This is a genomic window from Jiangella rhizosphaerae (assembly GCF_003579925.1).
Classification (GTDB): Bacteria; Actinomycetota; Actinomycetes; order Jiangellales; family Jiangellaceae; genus Jiangella; species Jiangella rhizosphaerae.
The window spans coordinates 1-18,924 of record NZ_QUAL01000161.1; the positions used below are offsets into that span (position 1 = coordinate 1).

Annotated in this window: 19 protein-coding genes; 13 read left to right on the forward strand and 6 right to left on the reverse strand. The window is 72.4% G+C overall.

Going from position 1 to position 18,924, the window contains the following annotated elements:
* Positions 1-134: 134 nt before the first annotated feature.
* On the reverse strand, positions 135-1,175 hold the full coding sequence (locus tag DY240_RS16995; RefSeq protein WP_158602884.1) for an ArsR/SmtB family transcription factor: 1,041 nt from the start codon (positions 1,173-1,175) through the stop codon (positions 135-137).
* Between the two features lie 58 nt (positions 1,176-1,233).
* Between DY240_RS16995 and DY240_RS17000 the strand changes: the two genes are divergently transcribed.
* From DY240_RS17000 to DY240_RS17010, 3 genes are all read left to right on the forward strand, one after another.
* Positions 1,234-1,905 (forward strand): hypothetical protein, encoded by a 672-nt coding sequence (locus DY240_RS17000; protein WP_199701650.1) that lies wholly within the window; start codon positions 1,234-1,236, stop codon positions 1,903-1,905.
* 88 nt (positions 1,906-1,993) lie between these two features.
* Positions 1,994-4,471, forward strand: coding sequence for an ATP-binding protein (locus tag DY240_RS17005; RefSeq protein WP_119661036.1), 2,478 nt, complete (start codon positions 1,994-1,996; stop codon positions 4,469-4,471).
* A 309-nt stretch (positions 4,472-4,780) separates the two neighbouring features.
* Entirely contained in the window at positions 4,781-5,128 is a 348-nt protein-coding gene (locus DY240_RS17010) for a hypothetical protein (protein WP_119661037.1), read from the forward strand.
* Positions 5,129-5,132: 4 nt separating this feature from the next.
* Here DY240_RS17010 and DY240_RS17015 read toward each other — a convergent pair whose 3' ends face one another.
* Entirely contained in the window at positions 5,133-6,341 is a 1,209-nt protein-coding gene (locus DY240_RS17015) for an endonuclease/exonuclease/phosphatase family protein (protein ID WP_119661038.1), read from the reverse strand.
* 38 nt (positions 6,342-6,379) lie between these two features.
* Complete coding sequence (locus DY240_RS17020; RefSeq protein WP_199701652.1) at positions 6,380-7,369, reverse strand: sugar-binding transcriptional regulator; 990 nt, start codon at positions 7,367-7,369, stop codon at positions 6,380-6,382.
* 98 nt (positions 7,370-7,467) lie between these two features.
* On the opposite strand from DY240_RS17020, the gene DY240_RS17025 reads away from it, so the two are divergent.
* The 7 genes from DY240_RS17025 (at position 7,468) to DY240_RS17055 (ending at position 14,043) form a co-directional block, all read left to right on the forward strand.
* Positions 7,468-8,469: a zinc-dependent alcohol dehydrogenase family protein gene (locus tag DY240_RS17025; RefSeq protein ID WP_119661040.1), complete on the forward strand. Its 1,002-nt coding sequence runs from the start codon at positions 7,468-7,470 to the stop codon at positions 8,467-8,469.
* A complete protein-coding gene (locus DY240_RS17030) occupies positions 8,466-9,824 on the forward strand; it encodes an ABC transporter substrate-binding protein (RefSeq protein WP_119661041.1) in 1,359 nt (452 codons plus the stop codon). The genes DY240_RS17025 and DY240_RS17030 overlap by 4 nt, the downstream gene beginning before the upstream one ends.
* A complete protein-coding gene (locus DY240_RS17035; protein WP_119661042.1) occupies positions 9,821-10,768 on the forward strand; it encodes a carbohydrate ABC transporter permease in 948 nt (315 codons plus the stop codon). The genes DY240_RS17030 and DY240_RS17035 overlap by 4 nt, the downstream gene beginning before the upstream one ends.
* Positions 10,765-11,616: a carbohydrate ABC transporter permease gene (locus DY240_RS17040; RefSeq protein WP_119661043.1), complete on the forward strand. Its 852-nt coding sequence runs from the start codon at positions 10,765-10,767 to the stop codon at positions 11,614-11,616. Before DY240_RS17035 ends, DY240_RS17040 begins: the two co-directional genes overlap by 4 nt.
* Positions 11,617-11,743: 127 nt before the next feature.
* Positions 11,744-12,229 (forward strand): cysteine dioxygenase, encoded by a 486-nt coding sequence (locus DY240_RS17045; RefSeq protein WP_119661044.1) that lies wholly within the window; start codon positions 11,744-11,746, stop codon positions 12,227-12,229.
* Positions 12,226-12,624 (forward strand): rhodanese-like domain-containing protein, encoded by a 399-nt coding sequence (locus tag DY240_RS17050; protein ID WP_119661045.1) that lies wholly within the window; start codon positions 12,226-12,228, stop codon positions 12,622-12,624. The genes DY240_RS17045 and DY240_RS17050 overlap by 4 nt, the downstream gene beginning before the upstream one ends.
* Before the next feature lie 9 nt (positions 12,625-12,633).
* Positions 12,634-14,043 (forward strand): HAD-IG family 5'-nucleotidase, encoded by a 1,410-nt coding sequence (locus DY240_RS17055; RefSeq protein WP_119661046.1) that lies wholly within the window; start codon positions 12,634-12,636, stop codon positions 14,041-14,043.
* A gap of 155 nt (positions 14,044-14,198) precedes the next feature.
* Here DY240_RS17055 and DY240_RS33740 read toward each other — a convergent pair whose 3' ends face one another.
* Complete coding sequence (locus DY240_RS33740; protein WP_267901687.1) at positions 14,199-14,333, reverse strand: hypothetical protein; 135 nt, start codon at positions 14,331-14,333, stop codon at positions 14,199-14,201.
* A 375-nt stretch (positions 14,334-14,708) separates the two neighbouring features.
* Between DY240_RS33740 and DY240_RS17060 the strand changes: the two genes are divergently transcribed.
* The 3 genes from DY240_RS17060 to DY240_RS17070 are packed head-to-tail and all read left to right on the forward strand — an operon-like array spanning position 14,709 to position 17,946.
* Positions 14,709-16,199 (forward strand): methionine--tRNA ligase, encoded by a 1,491-nt coding sequence (locus DY240_RS17060; protein ID WP_119661047.1) that lies wholly within the window; start codon positions 14,709-14,711, stop codon positions 16,197-16,199.
* A 31-nt stretch (positions 16,200-16,230) separates the two neighbouring features.
* On the forward strand, positions 16,231-16,458 hold the full coding sequence (locus DY240_RS17065) for a potassium transporter TrkA (protein ID WP_119661048.1): 228 nt from the start codon (positions 16,231-16,233) through the stop codon (positions 16,456-16,458).
* 6 nt (positions 16,459-16,464) lie between these two features.
* Entirely contained in the window at positions 16,465-17,946 is a 1,482-nt protein-coding gene (locus DY240_RS17070) for a cation:proton antiporter domain-containing protein (RefSeq protein ID WP_119661049.1), read from the forward strand.
* Here the strand turns inward: DY240_RS17070 and DY240_RS17075 are convergent.
* Entirely contained in the window at positions 17,892-18,464 is a 573-nt protein-coding gene (locus DY240_RS17075; RefSeq protein WP_119661050.1) for a GNAT family N-acetyltransferase, read from the reverse strand. The two genes, DY240_RS17070 and DY240_RS17075, sit on opposite strands and share 55 nt — an antisense overlap.
* A gap of 10 nt (positions 18,465-18,474) precedes the next feature.
* On the reverse strand, positions 18,475-18,924 hold a 450-nt coding region (locus DY240_RS17080; RefSeq protein ID WP_119661051.1), incomplete at its 5' end, for a LysE family transporter.

The window sequence follows — 18,924 nt, forward strand, 5'->3', positions numbered from 1 at the left end:
GCGCGGGGCGTGTCTCGTGGTGTGGTGGTCACGGTGGCGGTGTCGTCGTCACGGTGTCGCGGTCGGCAGGTGATGCCTTCGCGGCCTGGATGGGTGAGGGGGCCACGGCCGCGCGCCGTGCGACCGGCGGCTACTCACACCGGCGGTGCGAGCAGGGCCGCGGCCAGGTCGGTGCGGGCGTACACCACGCGGCGGCCGGTGCGGCGGCGCGAGACCAGGCCGGTGCGGTGCAGGATCGCCAGGTGGTACGAGACCGTCGCCGGCGAGAGGGCCTCGCGGCGGCCGAGCTCGGCGGTCGTGCGCGGAACGTCCAGGGCCGCGAGCAGGGTCGCGCGGGTGTGTCCGATGAGCTCGCCCAGGTCGGCCGGGGCCGCCGCACCCGCCGACCACAGGGCGTGCAGGCCGCGGGCCGGGTAGAGGATCGACGGCGTGGTCGGCCGCTCGGCGTTGAGCAGGACGCCGTCGGTCAGGCCGGTGCTCGGGATCAGCAGCAGCCCGTCATAGGCCCAGTCGACCACCAGCGAGAACGGCTTGCGCACCAGGATCGCACCGTCCTCCCAGCGGACCGAGGCGTGGAAGTCGTCCAACAGGGCCAACGCGCCGTGCTGGGCCATGCGGTCGCCGCGGTAGGCGACGTCGGCGGTCAGGACGTCGAGCACGCGCGGCCAGTCCGGCGCGAGCACCCGCTCGAAGTACGTCCGCATGGCGTCGGCCACCCGGGCGACGAAGGCCGCCGGTCCGCCGTCCAGCGCCTCGGCGACGACGGCCGGCATCGGCTGGCGCAGTTCCTCGAGGCGGGCCGGACCGCCGACGCTCGCGGCGACAGCCGGCGGGACGGCGCGCCCGCGGAACGCGATGTCCAGCTGGTACTCGATCAGGTCGACCGGAGTCGCGGCGATGGCCGCCACCTCGTCGCCGATCGTCATCACGGCGGCGTCGGGCGGCGGCGTGAGCAGGTCGAGGATGTACACCTCGCTGCCGGTCAGCGCGGCGAGCAGGCTGAGCGGTGCCGCCGGGACGGCGTCGAGCGCCCGCGCACGCCAGCGCATCAGATGCGGGGAGCCCGGTGACGGACGGTGCAGCGCGCGCAGGCTGCCGACCACCTCGGCGCACGGCGAGATGCCGAACCGAGACCGGCCCAGCGCCTCGGCGGTCATCGGCATCCGGACCGTCACGATTCGAACGTACTCGAATTCCTGGCGGCACCGGCGCCCGCCCCGGTCGGCTGTGCCCATGACGCAACCGAGCCTCACCCGCCGCCGGCTGCTCCGCACCGGCACCGCCACCGCCGCCGGCCTCACCGCGGGCCTGGCCCTCCCCGCCATCGCCGACGCCGCACCGGCCGCCGACGCTGCCACCGAGCCGGCCCGGCGCAAGGTCGTCCTCGTCGGCGCCAACCCCGGCGTCCAGCTGTTCCACCGCGACGTCGTCAGCGCCTACGCCTCGGTCTGGACCGTCGACTGGTCCGCCCAGGGCAGTGGTTCGGCGATCGTGCTCTGGCACGACGGCGAGGTCCGGGTGCTCACCGATCACCCGGACCTCGGCCACTGGCTGGAGCGCTCGTTCACCCGGTTCTTCCCGGAGGCCGCCGGGCTGCCGTGGCCGGAACCGCGGATCGAGCGACGCGCCGTCCACGTCGCCAACGACCTCGCCCGCGGCACGTACGCACGGGCGGGCGACGTCGCCGTCCGCATCGCCGATGTGCTGGACCGGAGGGCCTTCGCCACCGACGAGTTCGATCTCGGCGGGCGCGTGCACAGCCTCAGTCTGGTGACCGGCCCGAGCGCCGCCGCGTCCATCGAGGTGCGCGGCCGGCGACTGCCCGGCGAGATCATCCGGGCGGGCACTCCCGAGCGCCCGTCGTCCAGCGCGTTCGTCGCCGTGGCGGAGGTCTGGAGGTACTGACGAGAATCAGTTGCCCGCGCGGTCCGACACGACCAAGATCACCCGGTACGATTTCACAGCTACCGGGTCATCTCGGAGGTAACAAGGCGTGTCGGCCAGCAACGAGATCGACGATTTCGCGAGTCTGCTGCGACGGCATCGGCTGGCGGCCGGTCTGTCGCAGGAGGAGCTTGCCGAAAAGGCCGGTCTCAGCTCCGACGCCGTCGCCGCGCTCGAACGCGGCCGCCGCCGCGCGCCGCGGCCGCTCACCGTGCGGCTGCTGGCCACCGCGCTGAACCTGTCCGAGACCGATTTCGGCGAGTTCACCGAGTCGTTGCGCCGGTCCCCCACGGTCTACGCGCCGCAGGTCCAGGGCCCGCCGCTCCCACCGGACGCGATGATCGGCCGGGCCTCGGAGCTGGCCGAGCTGTCGTCGCTGCTGGGCCACGGCGGCGTCCGTCTGGTCACGCTGACCGGGCTCGGCGGCGTCGGCAAGACCCGCCTCGCGGTAGCCGTCGCCAACGAGGTGCGCCTGCAGTTCGAGGCCGGCGTGTGCTGGGTGCCGCTGGCCGCCCGCCCGGACGGACCGGAGGTCACCGAGGCCGTCGCGGCCGCCGTCGGGCTGCGGGCGGCCTCGGACGCCGCCGAGGTCGACGCGCTGGCCGAGCACATCGGCTCCCGGCAGCTGCTGGTCGTGCTGGACAACTGCGAGCACGTGGTCGAGACCTGCGCCAGGCTGTGCACCGTCCTACTGCAGCGCTGCCCCCGGCTGACCGTGCTGGCCACCAGCCGCGAACTGCTGCGCGCACCCGGCGAGGTCGTCCGGCAGGTGCAGCCGTTGACGGTGCCACCGTCGCGGGCCGCACCGGAGGAGATCCGCGACGCCGACGCCGTCCGCATGTTCCTGGCCCGCGCCGCCGCCCACGGCGTGCACCCGCGCGACGACCGCCTGCTGCAGGTCAGCCGCGTGTGCCGGAGCGTGCAGGGCATCCCGCTGGCCATCGAGCTCGCGGCCGCCCGCGTCAACGTCCTCACCATCGAGCAGATCGCCGACGAGCTGGACAACTCCACGCGCATCCTCTCCGGCGGCAGCCGCACCGCGCCGCTGCGCCAGCAGACCATCGACGCCGCGCTGGACTGGAGCTACCAGCTGCTCAGCGCCGACGAGCGCGAGTTCTTCGAGGCGGTCTCGACGTTCTCCGGCGGCTGGACGATGCCCGCCGCCGTCGCCGTGTTCTGCGCCGAGGAGACCGACGCCTGTCACGAGCGCGTCCTCGACCTCACCGGCCGGCTCATCGACAAGTCGCTCATCCTGGTCGACCGCGACGCCGCCGAGGCGCGCTACTCGATGTTCTCCGTCATCCGCCAGTACGCCGACCGCAGGCTCGACGACGGCGGCCGGCGCACCGTCATCGAACAGCGGCACCTGCGCCACTACACCGAGCTGGCCGAAGAGGCCGAACGCACCCTCGGCACCGACCAGCAGGCCGCGACGCTGAGCCGCCTCGACGTCGAGCTGGACAACTTGCGGGTCGCGCTCGGCCGGGCGATCAGCCGCGAGCTGGGCGCCGAGTCCATGCGGCTGGGCGCCGCGCTGTGGCGCTACTTCTCCCTGCGCGGCCACTACTCCGAGGGGCGCGACTGGCTGGAGTCGGCGCTGCGCATCGCCGGCACCGCACCCGAGCCGGTCGCACCGGCCGCGCTGGCCGCCGCCTCCCGCGGCGCCGGCTACCTGGCGTTCCTGCAGTGCGACTACGACGTCGCGGCCGAGCGGCTGGAGCAGGCGCTCGCGCTCTACCGGCGCCTCGACGACGCCGCCGGCGCGGCGCTCACGCTGCGGCACCTGGCCAGCATCGCCCGCGAGCAGGGCGACTACGAGCGCTCCTTCCAGCTGCACCTCGACAGCCTCCACCTGCGCCAGCAACTCGGTGACAAGGCCGGCATCGCCTGGTCGCGGCACTACCTCGGGTTCGTCTCGTGGCTGCGGATGGACTTCGAGCGCGCCCGCGAGTACTCCGAGGCGGCACTGGCCTACTTCCAGCAGGCCGGCGACGGCGAGGGCATCACGTGGTCGCAGATCAACCTCGGCGTCGTCGCCCTCTACGAAGGCGACCTCGCCACCGCCGAGCGGCTGCTGCACCAGAGCCTGGGCCGCGCCCAGCGCCTGGGCTTCCGCGAGGGCGTGGGCTGGTCGCTCAACCTGCTGGGGGTGGTCGCCCGCCGTCAGGGGCGGCTGGAACGGGCCATCCACCTGCTCGACGAGAGCCTCGCCGAACACCAGGAGCTGGGCGACAAGTGGCGCGCCGCGAGCGTCCTCGAGGCGCTGGCCGCGGTCGCTCAAGAGCACGACAACACCGCGTACGCCGCGTTCCTGCTGGGCGCCGCCGCGGCGGTCCGCGACACCATCGGCGCGCCGATCCCGCTGTGCGAGCGCCCGGACACCGAGCTCACGCTGGCGGCCGTCCGCGACAAGCTGGGCGACCGCGCGTTCGCCCATGCCTGGGGCGCCGGTCAGGCCACGCCGCTGCACGCCGTGGCCGACGGCTACCCTCCCGACACGCTGAGCACGCTCGACACTCCCTGGTGAGCGCTCGCCCGGTGCGTGCGTCGGGCTGCTGGGTAAAGTGCCCGGCCGGCAGCGGTCTTGCCCCCCGCTAGACGCGCTGCCGGCCAAGCTGTGCGGCGCCGGCGCCTGGCCATGTCCACCCACATCTGCTTCGGGTCCGGCACTCCTCCCCCCGCGGGAACAACAATGTCGTGCCCGAGCGAACGGGAACAGCTACAGCACCCTGACAACTCCCTGACAATGTGTCCCGGCCGTCACCCTGTGGTAGGGGGCGCCGATGGCTCCGCAGGGTGACGACGGGCGACGGCGCCGTCCGTACCGTCCGGCGGCATGACGACCACATCTCTGCGCGGCGGCCTCCGCCTGGTCCAGCTGCTGCTCATCGCCTTGATCGTCCTGCTGATCGTGCGTGGCCCGCTGTACGGCCTGGTCGACGACGGCCCGTACGACGGCGCGTGGGGCGGACCGTCGCGCTCGGGCGCGTGGCTGGCTCACGCGGCGATCGCGGTTCCCATCGGCGCGGTCGCCGGCGCGTTGCTGGTCGCGGTGGAACGACTGCGCCGCCGGCTCACCCTGACCGAGCAGGGCGAACCGGCGGCGTGGTGGGTGCGACCCGCGGCCGTGACGGCCGTCGTGCTGGCCGCGCTGTTCCTGACGCTGTGGACACGGCAGCTCTAGTGCGTCAGGACCGCCCGCCCGGCACCCGCACGTCCACCCAGACGAGCCGGTGGTCGCTGGTCGGGAACGGGAACTCGCCGGTCAGCCGGGACAGCGGGTCCGAGCGCACCGGCCAGAACACGCCCGCGCCGATCGGCCGCAGCTGCCGCGACGGCAGGACGTAGTCGGCGCGCAGGTTGCCCGGCGCGGTGTCGGCGAAGTCGGCCGTGTCGTAGCGCGGGTCGCCCTCGTGGGTCGCGTTCGCGCCGCCCTGCAGGACGGCCGCCTCGGTCGCGCCCTCCGACGTGGGCAGCGGGTCGACGATGCGTGGGTGGTCCAGCAGCTGCTGGATCGCCCCCGGCACGGAGTCGCCGTCGACGGGGTCGCTGTTCTGGTCGCCGAGGACGACGAACGCCGATCCCGGCTTCAGGCCGCCACGCACACCCTCGTCGTCGTAGATGTAGGAGCCCCGGCCCGGCCCGACGTAGTCGGCCCAGAACCGGATCTCGTCGTGGTTGCGGCGGCCGTTGCGGTCCTCCGGGCCGTCGAACGTCGGCGGCGTCGGGTGCGAGGCGAGCACGTGCACGACGCGGCGGCCCACCTGCACGGGGACGTCCCAGTGCGACTTGCTGGACAGCCGGACGACCGCGAGCTCCTCCGGCGAGAACCAGCCGGGCGGCAGCAGCGCGCCGGGCATGTCCTTCCAGAGGAAGTGCTGGAACGTGCGGACGTCGTCCTCCAGGATCGGGTACCTCGAGAGGACGGCCATGCCGTACTGCCCGGGGAACAGCCCGAAGCCGAACGCGTCGTCGCCGCCGCCGACGGTGCCGTCGTTGTTGAGGTCGAAGCCGCTCGGGATGCCGGTGTTCGACGGCGCGACGTAGGCGTAGGGGTACTCGATGGGGTCGGCGCCGCCCTGGCCGACCTCGAGGTAGTGCTCGCGGAACAGGTCGGCCGCGACACCGCCCTCGACGTAGTCGAACTCGTTGAGCAGGACGATGTCGGGCCGGGTTCGCTGGATGACCTCGGCCACGGCCTGTGCCTGGGTGTCGGTGCCGCTGGACAGGTCGGCCTCGAGCTCGCCCTCGGCGGCGCGGTTGAGGCTCAGGTTGTAGGTGGCGACGCGGAGCTCCGCCGCGCCGGGTCGCTCGGCGCTCGCCGGCGCCGCGGCCAGCGCCGCGGCCGCAGTGGTCAGGGCCGCCGTCACCGCGACGGCACGGATCGAGATGCGCATGGCGCCACACCCTAGACCTCCCGGGCGAACAGCAGGCATCACGACGATGACGCCGCGGCGAGTTCCAGCACCCGCCGGGCCAGCGCGGCGTCCGCCACCAGCGTGGTGACGAACCCGCCGCGCACCGCGGCCAGCGCGGCCTCGGCCCGCCGCTCCCCGTACGCGGTGGCGATGACGACCGGGGTGTCGCGCAGGGCCTGCAACGTCACCCCGACGACGCGCTCGTCGAAGGCGCCGGTGACGTCGCGCCCCTCGGCGTCGAACAGCCGGGCGCCGGACTCGCCGACGGCGCCGCGGGCCAGCGCCTCGGCCCGCTCGGACTCGGTGACGGCGTCCCACACCGTCGACAGCCCCGGCCCCCAGCTGCCCACCGAGACCACGGCGACGTCCAGCGCCGTCGACCGGTCCAGGGCCCGGGCGATCTCACGCTGCCGCCGCAGCCCCGCCGCCGTCGCGGCGTCCTCGACCACGAGCGGCGCGTAGACCGGCAGCGCCTCGCCGCCCGCCACCGCCGCCACCGACCGGACCACCTCGACGGTGCCGGCCGAGGCGCCCTCGACGGCGATGGAGCCGGCCAGCTGGACCACCGTGCACGGCGCCAGCCGCCGCAGCCGGCGCGACATCGCCTCGATCGTCCGGCTCCAGGTGAGGCCCAGCACCTGCCCGGGCTGGACGGTGTCGGCGACCAGGTCCGCGACGACCGCGGCCAGCTCGTCGCGGGTGGCCGACTCGGGCTGCTCGGGCGCCTCGACGACCACCGCCTCGCGCACGCCGACGGCGTCGCGCAGGGCCAGCGACAGCTCGTCGTCGAGATGCCCCGGCAGCGCGATCTCCACGCGGACCCAGCCACGTGCCCGCGCCTCGGTGAGGATGCGCGCCACCTGGAACCGGGACAGCCCGAACTCGTCGGCGATCTCGACCTTCGACCGGCCGTCGACGTAGTGGCGGCGTGCCACCGCACCCGCCAGCACCAGGTCGGACGGGCCCATCGACGGGCCGCCGGCCGGTGGCCTGCCCCTGCGTGGCATGACATCCCCCTTGACCGTTCCATGACACCGCGATACAACCGTGATTGTACACATATGAGCGTCGAATTCGCTCATATGAGCGATAGCGAGGAGGCTGCATGCGCGCCGTCGTCATCGAGAAGCCGGGCGACATCTCCGTCCGCGACGTGCCCGACCCGGCCCCCGGACCCGGCGACGTGGTCGTCGCGGTGGGCGCCTGCGGGCTGTGCGGAACCGACCTGCACATCGCGGCGGGCGAGTTCCCGCCCAGCCCGTATCCCCTGGTTCCGGGGCACGAGTTCGCCGGCGTCGTGGCGGAGGTCGGCTCCGGTGTGACGACGGGCATCGCGGTGGGCGACCGCGTCGCGGTCGACCCGTCGCTGTTCTGCGGGTACTGCCGCCAGTGCCGCCGCGGGCGCGGCAACCTGTGCGAGAACTGGGGCGCGGTCGGCGACACCGTCGACGGCGCGTTCGCCGAGTACGTCGCCGTCCCCGCCGCGTCCTGCTACCGGCTGCCCGACGAGCTGACGTTCGCGCAGGGCGCGCTGATCGAGCCGGTGTCGTGCGCGGTGCACGGCCTGCGCCAGCTCGGCGCCGAGCCGGGCGAGCGGGTGCTCGTGCTCGGCGCCGGCACGATGGGCCTGATCATGACGCAGCTGCTGGCCGCGGCCGGCGCCCGGGTCAGCGTCGTCGACCTCGCCGCGGGCAAGCTGCCGCTCGCGACGGAGCTGGGCGCGGCCGAGGTCGCCACCTCGGTGCCGGAGCTGCCGACGCAGCGGTTCGACGCCGCCGTCGACGTCACCGGCGCCGTGCCGGCGCTGGAGGCCGCGTTCGGCGCGCTCGACCGCGGCGGCCGCCTGCAGGTGTTCGGCGTCGCGCCGGCCGAGGCCCGCATCGCGCTGTCGCCGTTCCGCATCTACAACGACGAGATCACCGTCGTGGGCTCGATGGCGGTGCTGCACAGCTTCGGCGACGCCGTCGGGCTGGTCGCGTCCGGTCAGGTACGCACGGAGCCGCTGGTCTCGCACACCGTCGGCCTGGACGAGTTCCCGGCCGCCCTCGACCTGGTCCGTGCCGGCGCGACCATCAAGGCACAGGTGACACCGGGAGGCTCGGCATGAGCCGGCGGACGCTCCGGCTCGCCGCAGCTGCCGGCTCCGTGGCCGTGCTCAGCGCCTGCGCCGGGGCCGGCGCGCTGACCTCCGGCTCCGGCTCGGGGACGACGATCGTCGTCGCGGTCGTCTCCAACCCGCAGATGACCGACGCGATCGCACTGGCCGACGACTTCCGCGCGGCCCATCCCGGCATCGACGTCGACTTCGTCTCGCTGCCGGAGAACGAGTCGCGCGCCAAGATCACCGCGTCGGTGGCCACCGGCGGCGGCGAGTTCGACGTCATCATGGTCAGCAACTACGAGACCGCCATGTGGGCCGAGAACGGCTGGCTGGTGAACCTGCAGCCCTACGCCGACGCGACCGACGACTACGACACCGGCGACTTCATCGCGCCGGTCCGCGAGTCGCTGTCCTACGAGGGCGACATGTACTCCGTCCCGTTCTACGGCGAGTCCTCGTTCCTGGTGTACCGGCAGGACCTGTTCGACGCCGCCGGGCTCAGCATGCCCGAACGGCCCACCTGGCCCGAGGTACGCGAGCTGGCCGCCGCCATCGAGGAGGCCAACCCGGGCATGAACGGCATCTGCCTGCGCGGCCTGGCCGGCTGGGGCGAGAACCTGGCGCCGCTGAACACCGTCATCAACACCTTCGGCGGCCGCTGGTTCGACGAGGACTGGAACGCTCAGCTGGACTCCCCCGAGGTGCGCGAGGCGGTCGAGTTCTACGTCGACCTGGTCCGCGAGCACGGTCAGACCGGCGCGGCCACCAGCGGGTTCGCCGACTGCGCCACGCGGTACGGCCAGGGCCAGGCGGCGATGTGGTACGACGCCACGTCGATGGTGAACGTGGTCGAGAGCCCGCAGGACTCCGTCACCGCCGGCCGCAACGGCTACGCGCCGGCGCCGGTCGTCGAGACCGAGGCCAGCGGCTGGCTCTACACGTGGTCGCTGGGCATCCCGGCGTCCTCGGACCACCCGGACGAGGCGTGGGACTTCATCGCCTGGATGACCGACAAGGACTACCCGCACCTCGTCGCCGAAGAACTGGGCTGGGAGCGTGTGCCGCCGGGCAGCCGCACGTCCACCTACGACATCCCCGAGTACGCCGAGGTGGCGGCCGCGTTCGCCGAGCCGACGCTGTCGTCGATGGAGGTCGCCGACCAGGAGCACACGATGACGGCGGCGGTGCCCTACGACGGCATCCAGTTCCTCGCCATCCCCGAGTTCCAGGACCTCGGCACCCGCGTCGGGCAGCAGATCTCCGCCGCCATCGCCGGGCAGATCAGCGTCGACGAGGCCCTCGATCAGGCCCAGCGCTACGCCGAGACCGTCGGCGAGTCGTATCAGGAGGAGGACTCGTGAGCACCGACGTCGCGACCACCGCCGTCCCGCCGCGGCCGGCCGTCCCGGCCCGCGAGCCCGTCCGCTCCGCGCGCCGCGAGGGCTGGCGGCGGCGGGCGCCCCTGCTGCCCGCGCTGGTCTTCGCGATCCTCGTGACGCAGATCCCGTTCCTCGTCACGCTCTGGTACTCGCTGAACTCGTGGAACCTGGTCCGCCCGGGCTCGGAGCGGTTCGTCGGGCTGTCCAACTACGCCGACGTCTTCGCCGACCGGGTGTTCCGCCAGGCCGCGCTGAACACCATCGTGATCACCGCCGGCTGCGTGATCGTCGCCATGCTGCTGGGCGTGGCGCTGGCGCTGCTGCTGGACCGCAGGTTCGTCGGCCGGTCGGTGGTGCGGACGCTGATCATCACGCCGTTCCTCATCATGCCGGTCGCCGGCGCACTGGTGTGGAAGACGACGATGCTCGACCCGCTGTTCGGGATCGTGAACTTCGTGCTGTCGCCGTTCGGCGCCGGCGACTACGACTGGACCAGCTCGGCACCGCTGATCTCCGTCATCGCGGCGCTGGTGTGGCAATGGACGCCGTTCATGGCGCTGTTGGTGCTGGCCGGGCTGCAGAGCCAGGGCCGCGACGTGCTCGAGGCCGCGCAGGTCGACGGCGCCGGCGCGGCCCGGACGTTCCGCTCGATCACGCTGCCGCACCTGCGCCGCTACATCGAGCTGGGCGTGCTGCTGGGCGCGATCTACGTGGTCAACACGTTCGACCAGATCTACATCATGACGCAGGGCGGGCCGGGCACCGCCAGCTCGAACCTGCCCTTCTACATCTACCAGCGCGCGTTCCTCGGCTTCGACGTCGGCCAGGCCGCGGCCATGGGCGTCGTCGTCGTCATCGGCACCGTCGTCATCGCGACGCTTGCGCTGCGGCTGCTGTTCCGCTCGTTCGTCCAGGAGGACCGATGACCACCGCCGCCGTTCCCGCCGTCGCCGTCGCGGGCCCGCGCCGCCGGTCCGCCGGCCTGCTGACCGTCCTCACCTGGATCATCGGGATCGTCTTCTTCTTCCCGGTGCTCTGGATGGTGATCACGGCCTTCAAGCACGAGGCCGACGCCTACACCGACCCGCCGAGCCTGATCTTCACGCCGACGCTGGAGCAGTTCCGGGCCCTGTTCGACGCCGGCGCCTGGCCGTATTTCCTCAACTCGCTGTTCGCGACGACGGTGTCGACGCTGCTGGTGCTGGCCCTGGCGGTGCCGGCGGCGTACGCGCTGGCGATCCGGCCGGTGAAGAAGACGCAGGACGTGCTGTTCTTCTTCATCTCCACGAAGATGCTGCCGGTCGTCGCGGTCATCGTGCCGATCTACGTCATCGCCGGGCGCATCGGCGCTCTGGACAACGTGTGGACGCTGGTCGTGCTGTACACGGCGATGAACCTGCCGATCGCGGTCTGGATGATGCGCTCGTTCCTGCAGGAGATCCCCGCCGAGGTGCTCGAGGCCGCCGCCATGGACGGCGCGTCGCTGCGGCAGACGCTGCTGCGCGTCATGCTGCCGATGGTGGCGCCCGGCCTCGCGGCGACCGCGCTGATCTGCGTGATCTTCGCGTGGAACGAGTTCTTCTTCGCCGTGAACCTCACCGCGTCGCAGGCCGCGACGGTGCCGCTGTTCCTCGTCGGCTTCATGACCAGCGAGGGCCTCTACTGGGCCCAGCTGGCCGCCGCCGCCACGCTGGCCTCGCTGCCGGTCGTGCTGGCCGGCTGGGTGGCCCAGAAACAACTCGTCCGCGGCCTGTCCATGGGCGCCATCAAGTAGCCGCGTGCGTCCAGCATGTGGACGGCACTTGATTCCTAGTGATTCGCTGGGGATTATCGTCCGCATGCGCTGCTGTTGCTGACTCCGGGTCCCCCATCATTCCTTCCGCACGTCCACCGGAGCTCAGATGACCATCGCACCCACCCCCGTCGCACTGCGCGACCTCGTCGACCTGACCCGCACCGTCGCCGCCGAGGTGCGCGCCGGCCGGCACCCCGTCCGCTTCGACGCCGACGACCGCTGGTCCGTGCGGCTGTCCAGCGACCCGTACACCGATGTCTGGCTGATCAGCTGGACGCAGGATCAGTCCACCGAGCTGCACGACCATGCCGGCTCGCTCGGCGCGCTCACCGTCGTGTCCGGCGTGGTCACCGAGCGGTTCTGGGCGCCGTCCGGGACAGGGCTGCGCGAGCGGCGGCTGCGCGACGGCCGCGGCGTCGGGTTCCCGGTCGGCCACGTGCACGACGTCGTCAACACCGATCCCGAGCCGGCCGTCACCGTCCATGCCTACTCGCCGCCGCTGACGGCGATGGGCTACTACGAGGTCGACGGCGCCGGCGCGCTGCGGCGGGTGCGGACCGTCCTCACCGACGAGCCGGAGCCGGCCCGGTGAGCGCGCGCGTCGACACCCTGCTGGACACGGCCCGCTCTCGGCTGGTCCGGCTCACCCCGGAGCAGGCCGCGCACGCCGTCACCTACGAGCGGGCGCTGCTGGTCGACACCCGGCCCGCGGCCGACCGCGAGCGCTACGGCGCCATCCCCGGCGCACTGGTCGTCGAGCGCAACGTACTGGAGTGGCGGCTGGATCCGACCAGCCCGCACCGGCTGGAACAGGCCGACGACCCGCGGCGCACCGTCATCGTCTTCTGCAACGAGGGCTACGCGTCGAGCCTCGCGGCGGCGTCGCTGCGCGAGCTCGGACTGGCCAACGCGACCGATCTGATCGGCGGCTTCCACGCCTGGGCCGCGGCGGGTCTTCCGGTCACCGGAGGCCGCCCCGCCCTTTAGGCTCGGGCCATGACGCCTCCGGACGGACTGGAACGCGGTGTCTACGCCAACCGCACCCTGAACCTGCGCTCGGTGCAGGCCATCGGCTACGACATGGACTACACGCTCATCCACTACCGCACGCGGGAGTGGGAGCGGACGGCGTTCGAGCACGCCACGCGGGTGCTGGCGGCCGGCGACTACCCCGTCGACGGGCTGGTCTTCGAGCCCGACCGGTACCTGCAGGGCCTGGTCATCGACCTCGACCTCGGCAACCTGGTCAAGGCCTCGCGGTTCGGCTACGTCATCCAGGCCCAGCACGGCACCCGCCAGCTGTCCTTCGACGAGCTGCGCACCACGTACAACGGCGTCGCCGTCGACCTCAACAACCCGCGGTTCCGGTTCATGAACACGCTGTTCACCATCTCCGAGTCCGCGCTCTACGCCCAGTTCGTCGACCGCCTCGACGACGGCACCATCCCCGGCCCGCTCGGCTACGACGAGCTGTACCGCGTCGTGTCGGCCGCGCTGGACGAGTCGCACACCACCGGCGCGCTGAAGGCCGAGATCGTCGCCGACCCCGACCGCTTCTGCGACATCGACCCGTCCACCGCGCAGACGCTCATCGACCAGCGGCTGGCCGGGAAGCGGCTGCTGCTCATCACGAACAGCGACTGGTCGTACACGAAGGCCATGATGAGCTACGCCTTCGACCGGCACGTGCCGTCCGGCTCGTGGCGCGACCTGTTCGACATCGTCGTCGTGGCCGCCGCGAAGCCGCGGTTCTTCGCCGAGGTCGAGCCGGTGTTCCGGGTCGTCGACGCCGAGCGCGGGCTGCTGCAGCCGCACTGGGGACCGCTCAAGACCGGCGAGGTCTACCACGGCGGCTGCGCCCGGCAGGTCGAGCAGAGCCTCGGCCTCACCGGCGCCGAGATCCTCTACGTCGGCGACCACCTGTTCGGCGACGTCCACGTCACCAAGTCCGCGCTGCGCTGGCGCACCGCGCTCATCATGCGCGAACTGGAGGCCGAGATCGCCGCCGCTCAGCTGTTCGCCGCCGACGAGGCCGAGCTGCGGCGCCTCATGGCCGAGAAGGCCGTCCTGGAGGACCGCCTCGCGCACGCCCGCATGGCGCTGCTCCGGCCCGGCGACGACGCACCCCGCGAGAGCGTCGAGGCGCTGCGCGAGGCCCTGCGGACGCTGGACGAGCGCATCGTGCCGCTGGCCCGCGCCGCCGGCGAGCTGGGCAACCCCACCTGGGGCCCGATGATGCGGGCCGGCAACGACAAGAGCCTGTTTGCCCGCCAGGTGGAGAAGTACGCCGACATCTACACGTCGCGGGTGGCCAACCTCGGGCAGCGCACGCCGTTCGCGTTCCTCCGCGCGGCCCGCACGTCGCTGCCGCACGACCTCATGCCGCGCGAGATCGCGCCGGAGTAGTGCGCTACCGGTTCATTTCCGGACATTCCCGCCCGAAGAATTACCCGTGAAAAAACCGTCCGCGTATGCCCGGGGAAATCCCAGAGGCATACGCGGACGGGTGGTGGGGAGCCGCCAAGCGCCCACCGGATGGAGAAGGGCTTACGCGCCAGGCGTCAGCCGAGCAGGCCGGTGACGGTTCCCAGCAGCTGGTTGACCAGCGCGACGATGCTGTCGAGGAGGCCGGAGAGTGCGTCCATGATCTTGACTCCTTCGGGTGAAGATCTTCGGTTGGCGAACCTCAGGGCCAAGCTCTTGTCCGGACGACCCCGCGTTCTTGACTGTGAGTCTAGGCAGAGAAAGTAGTTGCGCAAGGAGAAACGAAGAAATCTTTCTTGCGTGTCGTCCCAATAAGCATTCTCGACACACAGAATGTCGTTCAAAGACGGACATACCTGCCTTGACAGGCACCATCACCCGCTTGTCATGCCCTGTCGTGGCGCACCGGCGCAGGTCAGGCGTACCATCGAGCCATGACCCAGTGCACGCAGCCGATGATGCGCCCCGTCCGGGGGCCACTTCGCGTGCGCTGACACCGTCAGCATCCACAGCCAGCGTTGCCCCTGCTCAGCGGGGGCTTCTTCATGGTGCGCACTCCCCCGCCGGCGCAGGGCGGAGGGAGCATCATGACCACCGGCCGCTTCTACGTCACCACGTCCATCCCCTACGTCAACGGGGCGCCGCACCTCGGGCACGCGCTCGAGCTGGTCCAGGCCGACGTGCTCGCCCGTCACCGGCGCCGCCGCGGGCGGCCGGTCCGGTTCCTCACCGGCACCGACGACAACGCGTTGAAGAACGTCGCCGCCGCCCGGGCCGCGGGCGTGCCCGTCAGGCAGTTCGTCGACGCCAACGCCGCCCGGTTCGTCGCCCTGCGCGGGCCGCTGGCGCTGTCGGTCGACGACGTCATCAGGACCAGCGCCGACCCGCGGCACGCGCCGGGCGTCCGGCGGTTGTGGGAGCGGTGCGCCGCCCGCGGCGACTTCTACCGGCGCCGCTACACCGGGCTGTACTGCGCCGGCTGCGAGCAGTTCTACGCGCCCGACGAGCTCGCCGGCGGCCATTGCCCCGAGCACGGCGTCGCGCCCGAGGAGGTCAGCGAGGAGAACTGGTTCTTCCGGCTGTCGCGCTACCAGGACCAGCTGGAGCGCATCCTCGAGTCCGGTGCCGTACGGGTCGAGCCGGCCACCAAGCGGGCCGAGGTGCTCGCGTTCGTCCGCGCCGGCCTGCACGACCTCAGCGTGTCGCGACCGGCCGACCGGGCCGGCGGGTGGGGCATCCCGGTGCCGGGCGACCCGTCGCAGGTCGTCTACGTGTGGTGGGACGCGGTGGCGAACTACGTGACGGCGCTCGGCTACGGCAGCGCCGCCGACGACGACTTCGCCGGCTGGTGGGCGGGGTCGGCGGACCGCGTGCACGTCGTCGGCAAGGGCATCGTGCGCTTCCACGCCGTCTACTGGCTGGCGCAGCTGCTCTCAGCCGGGCTGCCGCTGCCGACGGCGATCCTCGTGCACGACTACCTCACCGTCGGCGGCGCCAAGATCGCCAAGAGCACCGGCGTGACCGCCGACCCGGCCGGCCTCGCCCGGCGCTACGGCACCGACGCGCTGCGCTGGTGGTTCGTGCGCGAGGTGCCGCGCACCGGCGACACCGACTTCACCGAGCAGCGCCTCGTCGCCCGGCACGACCTCGAGCTGGCCAACGGACTGGGCAACCTGGTGCAGCGCACGCTCACGCTGGTGCACCGGCTGCACGACGGCGTCGTCGGCGCCCCCGACCCCGAGAGCGAGCTCGTCGCGGCCGCCGAGGCGCTGCCGGACGCCGTCGACCGGGCAGTGGGCGGGTTCGACCTGCGGGCGGCGACCGCCGCGCTGGTCGCCGTCGTGGACCTCGCGAACCGCACGATCGAGGCGGACCGGCCCTGGGAGCGCGACCGCCGCGGCCGGCCGGACGCCGGCGTCGTCCTGGCCGGGCTGGTGCACGCGTGCCGGGTGATCGCCGCGGAACTGGAGCCGTTCCTGCCCGGCGGCGCGGCCCGGCTGCGGGCACAACTCGCCGAGGGTGAACGGGTCGGGCGCCCGGAGCCTGCGTTCCACCGGCTCGACCGCCCTAAACTCTGACTCGGATCGCCTGGGACGAAAGGACACCATCATGGGTCAGGGCGTGCACATGCAGGAGCTGCCGGGCATCGGCAAGCGCTACGACATCGACCTGGGCAGCCCGACGCAGCGGATCTCCGTCGTCGTGCGCCACGGCGACATCCGCGACCTCTACGTCTTCACCACCAAGGGCGAAGAGCCGACCGCGGTCCTCGAGCTCAGCCGCGAGCAGGCGCTGAAGCTGGGCGCCGTCCTGACCGGCACGTTCTTCGAGGGCTAGACGGCGGTGCATGCGGATCTCATCGGGCTGGGCGCGATCGTCCTGCTCGCCGGGCTGGTCGCGCGCCTGGGCCGCCGCTACGGCTTCCCCACGGTCCCCTGCTACATGCTGATCGGCATCGTGTTCGGCCCGGGCACGCCCGGCCCGGTGCTGATCGACCACCCCGAGGACCTCTCGCTGCTGGCCTCGCTGGGCCTGGTGCTGCTGCTGTTCCACCTCGGCGTGGAGTTCCCTGCCGAGCAGGTGCTGGGCAGCGGGCGGCGGCTGTTCATCGCCGCCGGCGTCTACATCGGCCTCAACGTCAGCGCCGGCCTGGCGCTCGGCTTCGCGCTGGGCTGGGGCACGTCCGAGGCGCTGGTCATCGCCGGCGCGCTGGGCATCTCGTCGTCCGCCATCGCGACGAAGCTGCTGATCGAGCTGCGGCGGTTGACCAACGCCGAGACGCCGATCATCCTCGGCGTCATCGTCATCGAGGACATGTTCCTCGCCTTCTACCTGGCCCTGCTGGCGCCGGTGCTCAACGACTCCGGCTCGACGCTGGACTTCGTCGTCGACCTGCTGGTCAGCTTCGGGTTCCTGGTGGCGCTGTTCGCGCTCGCCCGGTGGGGCGCGCGGGCCATCGCGATGATCCTGGACTGCCGCGAGGACGAGCTGCTGGCGATCCTCATGGTCGGCCTGGTCGTGCTGGTGGCGGGTGTCGCCCTCGAGGTCGGCGTCTCCGAGGCCATCGGCGCGCTGATGATCGGCCTGGTGGTGTCGCGCACCGCGCTCAAGGAGCGGGTCGAGCAGCTCGTGCTGCCGCTGCGCGACGTGTTCGCCGCGGTGTTCTTCATCTCGTTCGGGCTCACGATCGACATCGGCGACCTCGGCGGCGTCGCCCTCCCGGTCGTCATCGCCGTCTGCATGACGCTGCTGACGAACCTCACCGCCGGCATCTTCACGGCGCGCCTGTTCGGGTTCAACCAGCGGGCCGCCACGAACATCGGGCTGACGGTGCTGGGCCGCGGCGAGTTCTCGCTGATCCTGGCGACGCTGGCGATCAGCGCCGGCCTCGACGAGCGCATCGGCCCGTTCGTGGCGCTCTACGTCCTGGTCCTGGCCATCGCAGCGCCCTTGCTGGCGTCGCAGTCGCGGCACTTCGCCCGGTTCGTACCCGACCGGCTGCTGCGTTCGCGCTGGCGCTACGTCCAGTCCGAGACGATGAGCACGTCCTGCACCCACCAGGACCAGATGAACGTCACCGACACCGACGTCGACGTGTGCCAGCAGTGCGTCGACGAGGGCGGCACCTGGGTGCAGCTGCGGCTGTGCATGAAGTGCGGCCTGGTGGCCTGCTGCGACGATTCCCCGCGCCGGCACTCGCGGGCGCACTTCGAGGCCGAGCACCACCCGGTCATCCAGTCGCTGCAGCCCGGCGCGGATTGGCAGTACTGCTACGTCGACGAGATCCTGGTGCGCGAGCCGCTCGGCCGGTCCAGGGCCGGTTGATTTACGTAGATCCACTCGAGTCCGTCGAAGCCGAGCCCGTCGAGGTGCTCGGCCCTGGTCAGCCCGGCCCGGACGGCGACCCGCTGCGAGGCGTGGTTCTCCGGCCGGATCCGGGCGACCACGGCCACGCCCGGCAGGTGCTGCTCGGCCCACCCGACGGCGGCGCGGGCGGCCTCGGCGGCCAGCCCCTGCCCCCACCAGGCGGGGTCGAAGCCGTAGAACAGGTTCGTCACCTGGTCGTCGTGGAACCACATGTACTTCAGGCCGCAGAACCCGACCGGCCGGTCGGACCCCTGGCGCAGCACCGTCCAGTAGCCGAAGCCCGCGTTGCGCCAGTGCTCGTCCCAGCTGCGGTAGAGGTTCTCCGCGCCGAAACGGTCGCGCAGCAGGTTGGACGGGTTGTGCCGGCTGGCCCGCGGGTCGCGGTAGATGTCGTAGATGACGTCGACGTCCTCGGGTCGCGGCCGCCGCAGCAGCAGCCGCTGGGTCACGACGGTCGAGTGCGCGGCGTCCCTCACCGGTGCGACGTTACCCGCCGTCCATGACGACCATGCGAACGGCCAGCACCACGATGACGGCGCTGGACACGAACGCCGTCACCAGCCGGCCGCGGGGTCCGGTCACGAAGCGGCCGAGCAGCGCTCCCCCGCCGGCCAGCAGCAGTTGCCAGCTGGCCGACGCGGCGAACGCGGCGGCGACGAATGCGACCGCCTCGACACCGCGGGCGAGCTCGGCGCCGCTGCCGATGACCAGGGCGGCGAAGTAGACGACGGTCATCGGGTTGATGACGGTGATGCCGGCGAAGGTGACGAATGCCCCGGCCGGCGTCACCCGGTCGGCGCGGCCGTCGTCGGGGCTCGCGGCGTCGGGACCGGCACGGTGCCGGCGGTACGCGGCGGCCGCCCCGGCGGCGGCCATCACCAGCAGGACGGCGGCGGACGCCCACCGCAGCGGGCCTGCGTACGGCTCGATGGCGCC

Excerpts from the sequence above, each read along its gene's own strand:
- DY240_RS17015 (WP_119661038.1), bottom strand. The coding sequence starts at position 6,341 with ATGCGCATCTCGATCCGTGCCGTCGCGGTGACGGCGGCCCTGACCACT.
- DY240_RS17000 (WP_199701650.1), top strand. The coding sequence starts at position 1,234 with ATGACGCAACCGAGCCTCACCCGCCGCCGGCTGCTCCGCACCGGCACC.
- DY240_RS17030 (WP_119661041.1), top strand. The coding sequence starts at position 8,466 with ATGAGCCGGCGGACGCTCCGGCTCGCCGCAGCTGCCGGCTCCGTGGCC.
- DY240_RS17045 (WP_119661044.1), top strand. The coding sequence starts at position 11,744 with ATGACCATCGCACCCACCCCCGTCGCACTGCGCGACCTCGTCGACCTG.
- DY240_RS17060 (WP_119661047.1), top strand. The coding sequence starts at position 14,709 with ATGACCACCGGCCGCTTCTACGTCACCACGTCCATCCCCTACGTCAAC.
- DY240_RS17020 (WP_199701652.1), bottom strand. The coding sequence starts at position 7,369 with ATGCCACGCAGGGGCAGGCCACCGGCCGGCGGCCCGTCGATGGGCCCG.
- DY240_RS17055 (WP_119661046.1), top strand. The coding sequence starts at position 12,634 with ATGACGCCTCCGGACGGACTGGAACGCGGTGTCTACGCCAACCGCACC.
- DY240_RS17040 (WP_119661043.1), top strand. The coding sequence starts at position 10,765 with ATGACCACCGCCGCCGTTCCCGCCGTCGCCGTCGCGGGCCCGCGCCGC.
- DY240_RS17065 (WP_119661048.1), top strand. The coding sequence starts at position 16,231 with ATGGGTCAGGGCGTGCACATGCAGGAGCTGCCGGGCATCGGCAAGCGC.
- DY240_RS17025 (WP_119661040.1), top strand. The coding sequence starts at position 7,468 with ATGCGCGCCGTCGTCATCGAGAAGCCGGGCGACATCTCCGTCCGCGAC.
- DY240_RS17010 (WP_119661037.1), top strand. The coding sequence starts at position 4,781 with ATGACGACCACATCTCTGCGCGGCGGCCTCCGCCTGGTCCAGCTGCTG.